Source organism: Hungatella sp. SL.1.14, from assembly GCF_024460495.1.
GTDB lineage: Bacteria > Bacillota > Clostridia > Lachnospirales > Lachnospiraceae > Hungatella > Hungatella hathewayi.
Genome location: NZ_JANFYJ010000372.1, coordinates 1 through 299 on the forward strand (window position 1 = coordinate 1; position 299 = coordinate 299).

The window sequence follows — 299 nt, forward strand, 5'->3', positions numbered from 1 at the left end:
GGCTTAATTGGCCCGGCCGAACCAGATATGTAATTGCCAGTCCCAGCGCCGTCTCAAGCCCGATGATCCCGCTGGGCGCCTGCTGAAGAGGTCTGGCCATTTAAGCCTGCTTCAGCTGATGGAGAAGATGAGCCTTAATCCGGCGAAGCTCTATCATCTGGATTCCGGTTCTGTGGAAGAAGGAAAGGCGGCGGACCTGGTGCTCTTTGATCCGGAGGAAGAGTGGACCGTAGGGGAATTTGCATCCTAATCTTCTAATTCACCGTTTACCGGAAGCAGACTGTATGGAAAAGTAAAAT

At 52.5% G+C, this 299-nt stretch carries 1 pseudogene; it reads left to right on the forward strand.

Annotation, left to right across the window (positions count from 1 at the left end):
- Window positions 1-82: 82 nt before the first annotated feature.
- A pseudogene (locus tag NE473_RS31420) lies at window positions 83-247 on the forward strand (amidohydrolase family protein); the annotation flags it as partial.
- Window positions 248-299 lie beyond the last annotated feature (52 nt).